This is a genomic window from Desulfonatronospira sp. (assembly GCA_003563255.1).
In the GTDB taxonomy this organism is placed as follows: domain Bacteria; phylum Desulfobacterota; class Desulfovibrionia; order Desulfovibrionales; family Desulfonatronovibrionaceae; genus Desulfonatronospira.
Window position 1 is genome coordinate 1 of record PWSL01000359.1, and the last position, 4695, is coordinate 4695.

General features: G+C 44.2%; 4 protein-coding genes. All 4 read left to right on the top strand.

Annotation, left to right across the window (positions count from 1 at the left end):
• The first annotated feature begins 1088 nt into the window (after nt 1-1088).
• The 4 genes from QZP87_RS10420 (at nt 1089) to QZP87_RS10435 (ending at nt 4240) form a co-directional block, all read left to right on the top strand.
• Nucleotides 1089-2372, top strand: a complete 1284-nt coding sequence (locus QZP87_RS10420) for an AAA family ATPase (protein ID WP_291322860.1) — start codon at nt 1089-1091, stop codon at nt 2370-2372.
• A complete protein-coding gene (locus tag QZP87_RS10425; protein WP_291322861.1) occupies nt 2369-3001 on the top strand; it encodes a retron system putative HNH endonuclease in 633 nt (210 codons plus the stop codon). The genes QZP87_RS10420 and QZP87_RS10425 overlap by 4 nt, the downstream gene beginning before the upstream one ends.
• Before the next feature lie 330 nt (nt 3002-3331).
• A complete protein-coding gene (locus tag QZP87_RS10430; RefSeq protein WP_291322862.1) occupies nt 3332-3454 on the top strand; it encodes a hypothetical protein in 123 nt (40 codons plus the stop codon).
• A 27-nt stretch (nt 3455-3481) separates the two neighbouring features.
• Entirely contained in the window at nt 3482-4240 is a 759-nt protein-coding gene (locus tag QZP87_RS10435) for an AAA family ATPase (RefSeq protein WP_291322863.1), read from the top strand.
• Nucleotides 4241-4695 lie beyond the last annotated feature (455 nt).

Genomic DNA, 4695 nt, shown 5'->3' on the forward strand with positions numbered 1-4695 from the left:
GCGATTGCGCGGGGCGAAACCACATCCCCTGGGAAAATTGAAGAATCCGCTATTTCGTGATGCCTGCCTGCGCCTGAACCAGATCATCCAGTTGAACATGTGATGATGTGCCCTCAACCGGTCATGAATGATTCAGTAAGTTTTCACTGATTAACGAGCGTTTTGGAGGGGACCAAACCATCATGTGAATCAGGGTCGGACCTGATCAAGTCATTGAATAGTTGAAGAAAATATCCCAAAAAGGCCCTGATTTTGGCCTTAAAACAGCCATTTTGATATCAAAATGGCTGTTTTAAGATTTTCTTTTTGAATAAAGCCTAGAAACTTACCGTTTCAATCCTGTAGAAAAAAACAAGAAATTTTTTTAGTCTTGAAAGAGCAATGATGCCCAAGATACTTATTCTTCAGCCTTCAGCCTTCAGTCTTCAACCTGAAAAGTTAGGTTATCGCTCAAACTTAACTATTCTTGTTTAAATTGGGTTGTGGGCACAGCCCGCATTAGAAAAGCATCTTCGATGTTTTTGCTTGTTTTCCCAGTTAGTATCAGTTTCAATGGCTGCTGGCTATTTGCTGTCAACCTGCACCGTTTTCGGGGTCGGACCGAGTCAACCCATTGATTCAACATAGAAAAAGCCTTGATTGTGATTGTTTTTCAGCCTTAGAAGATGCCACTGCAAAAAGTCCTTTTTGCAGTCGCAGGGGGCAGGAGTCCCCAGTGAAACCCCTGTCTTCGACAGGGAGCCCTGCGGGCTGTTTCACGGGGCAGGCAGGAGACAGTAGTCAGTAAAAACAAAGAGTTAAGAGATTCATATTTAGCTTTATTTGTTCTTTTCTGACTTTTTGCAGTTAAATCTTAGAACGTCTATTTTGCTCTCAAAGAGCCCGCTCTAAGGTTTGAGGTTTCTATAAATATCAGCCCAAGGAGTGCCAACCACTCCTGAATTGGATCGGTGTGTTTATGTAGTCATGATCAAGCATGTCTATTTCATCGCCGAAACCAAAGGAAGCATGAGCTCCTTATATTATGATCATCATTGGGCAGGCCTTGAAAAACGTGCCCGGACTGTCAGCCTGAGGAGGCAATTATTATGAACATAAAGAAAATGCACCTGTCAAACTTTCGAGGGGCTCAGGCACTGGATCTTGATTTTCAAGAAAGGCTTAACATTTTCGTGGGAGTTAACGGTTCGGGCAAATCCACAGTCCTGGACGCTGCTGCTTTATTGCTTTCCTGGCTTGCAAACCGGATAAAATCCACAGGCTCATCAGGACGGCCCATCACTGAGTCTGATATATTAAATGGCACATCCGTTTCAACTTTAGAAATTACCTGCAAAATCAATAAGCAGGATGTCAGATGGAAGATGGTTAAGGTTCGCAAAGGCCACACCAGAATAAAAACAAGGTCATATTTTTCTGAGCTGAATGAATTAACCGAAGAAATAAAAGAGCAAATAACTGTTGAAAAAGAAAAGACCAATTTGCCGGTTCTGGCATATTATCCTGTAAACCGGGCTGTGCTGGATATTCCGCTTCGCATTAAATCCAGACACCGCTTTAACCTCCTGGCAGCATATGATGATTCACTGACAGGAGCAGCCAATTTCAGAACTTTTTTTGAATGGTTTAGAGAAAGAGAAGATCTGGAAAACGAAGCCCGTGTACATTCTGCCGAGCTTGAAACCTTATATGATCAACAGCTGTCATATCCGGATGTGCAGCTTGAATCTGTCAGGAAAGCCTTAAACATGTTCATGCCTGAGTTCACTGATCTCACTGTAAGGCGCAGTCCTTTGCGGATGGAAGTTAAAAAAGATGGCTATACCTTGATAGTTGATCAACTTTCTGATGGTGAAAAATGTTTGATGGCCATGGTTGGAGATTTGGCCAGACGGATGGCCATAGCCAATCCAGATATGGAAAACCCCCTTGAAGGACAAGGGGTTGTACTGATAGATGAAATTGATCTGCACCTTCACCCCAAATGGCAACGACTTATTGTTCCCAGGCTATTGGAAGCATTCCCCAACTGTCAGTTTGTTATTTCAACTCACTCACCGCACGTACTGACCCATGTCAAACCGGATAACATTTTTCTGCTTAGCCTTGATAAGGAAGGAATATCCGCAAAAAAGCCTACTGAGTCATATGGAAAGAACGTGGACAGAATACTTGAAGACATAATGGGCCTTGAAACTACCAGGCCCAGCCAGGTTACTTCAGATATCAACCAGCTCTATAAAGATATCAATGCAAACAGAATAGATCTTGCCCGGGAAAAAATTGCCCGGCTGCACTCAGAAATCGGAAACGATCCTGAACTGATAAAAGCTTCGGTTCTGATCAAGCGCAAGGAGCTGATTGGCAAATGAAGCTAATAATCAAAAAGTGTGAACCTGAAGCATTTTCCGCCTGGAAATCCCTTGCTAATCCTGACTGGCATCCAGAATATGATAATTTGAGCACTGATGTAAAAAAGATACTCAAGCAGTCCCTGATGGAAGAGCAAGGGTGGATCTGCTGTTATTGCCAGCAGAGAATTACTGACGCAGCTTCACACATTGAACACTTCCGGCCCCAAAGTAAATTTCCCAAGGAATCACTGAATTATGAAAATATGTTTTGTTCCTGCCAGAAGCAGATGAAAAAGGGTGAACCCCTATATTGCGGCAATGCCAAAGATGACTGGTACGATGAAGATTATATTATATCCCCTTTGGACCCTGACTGTGAAAGCCATTTCATGTTTACAGGCAACGGTTTGATAATGGCCGCAGAAAATGATTATGCGGCTCTTGAGACCATCAGGAGGCTGAAACTGGATATTACCAAACTCAATGATATGAGAGCCAAAGCTATTGATCCATTTCTGGATGAGTCTCTTTCTGAGTATCAAATGAAGAAGTTTGTTACCGGCTATCTCCAGAAAGATGAGCAGGGACAATTCAACGAATTCTGGACCATGATAAATTACTTGTTTGGAGATTATTCAACTGTATGAATCCCCGTATTGCAAGTACCCAAAAATAGAAGCAACATATCATTTCAATGTCAGGGAAACAGTTTGGGGTCAGACCCCCATGGCCAGCTATGATACAGGTTAATAATTAATAGCAGTCGGCTGAACATTATAAGCCGGCATTTTTTTTCAATAAAATATGTGTGTTAACCAGGAAGCAGTCCGGGGCGGTTTTAACAAAGCCTGGCGGGAAAAGGAATATTGAGCGATAATCAACACTGCTGAAAAAATACCAAGCAAAGTCCTGGAAGAAGACCCCAAACTGCTCATGTGGTATGATCAGGCGGTGACAAGGGTGTGAGGTGAATAGAAATGGATGAAAAATGGGATTTTCCGGGAAGCAAATGGTGGGAATTTGATTTCCACACGCATACCCCCAAGTCAAAAGATTACGGCAGGAGTGATGAATCCGTTAAGAACATCGAGCCTGTGTAATAGCAAAAGAAAACTATGGAGCCTGACATGAACTGTCCTGATATTTTTATTGCAAAGCTGATTATCCAGAACATGCTTCATTGTGGGCGTACGGATGGTCAGCCATTTATAATTCCATTTCATCCGCATTTCAATTCTATCATCGGCGGTCGAGGAACCGGGAAGTCCACTGTTCTCGAATCCATCCGAATCGCTTCACGTCGTGATCAGAATTTGGCAGCTGAAGCTCCCAGGGTTAAAGATGAGCTGGATAAGTTTATGAAGCTGTCGCAGGACAAAGGCGTTATGCTGAATGACACGGAAATTCTATTGGAGCTTCACCGACGTGGCAAGGATTACCAACTACGCTGGAGATATGATGGGCAAGGCGCTGTTTTGGAACAGAAAGTCAACAACGTTTGGCAGGAGATTGAACCTGGAGACATTAAAAGCCGTTTTCCCATAAGCATTTTCAGTCAGAAGCAGATCAACGAACTTGCATCTAATCCTCGAGGGCTTTTAGAGGTAGTTGACCGTTCACCCGAGGTGGACCGGGCGGAATGGAATCGTCGTTTTGAAAGTACCAGAAGTCAATTTTTTCAATTAAGGGAGCATAGACGTGAGCTTTTGCGGCAACTGGCTGGTGAGCAGCAAATTCGTGCAAAGCTGGAAGACGTTAAGAGCGACCTGAAGCAGTATGAAGAACAAGGTCATGGTGAGGTGCTCAAACACTATCAAAAGCGTAGTCAGCAAAAGAGCAGCCTTCCTGATGAATGGAACAACATGTTGTTTCGAAATTTGAGCTAAGCGCCTAACGCGGGCTGTGCCCGCAACTCAAGAAAAAAAATTCTTAACCGCCCGTTCGAAGACTCACTCAAGTTACAGGTCAAAGCGGGCCCCGGAGATATTCTCATTGCACTTTCTGGCAGCGGCAATTCTCCCAATGTGGTCAGAGTTCTTGAAACCGGCAATGTTCCGGGAATGCAATCTTATGCCATACTGGGTTTTTTCCGGGGGGCGGTGCAAATTAATGTCCAGCATAATATGTCTGTCCTTTCTGCCGTGAGTCCCCTCTGCCGCTGGCTACAAAAACGCGGTTCAAGAGTATTGCATCGTCAGCCCGGAATTTCCCACGGGCAACGGCCGGGTGGACCTGCACCTGCGATGCGCGGAGAAAGAGGGGATCATTGAGGTTAAATGCTACGCAAATCAAGCCAGGCTGAAGCGGTATATGGATCAGGCCGCAAGCTATGCCCGCAAGC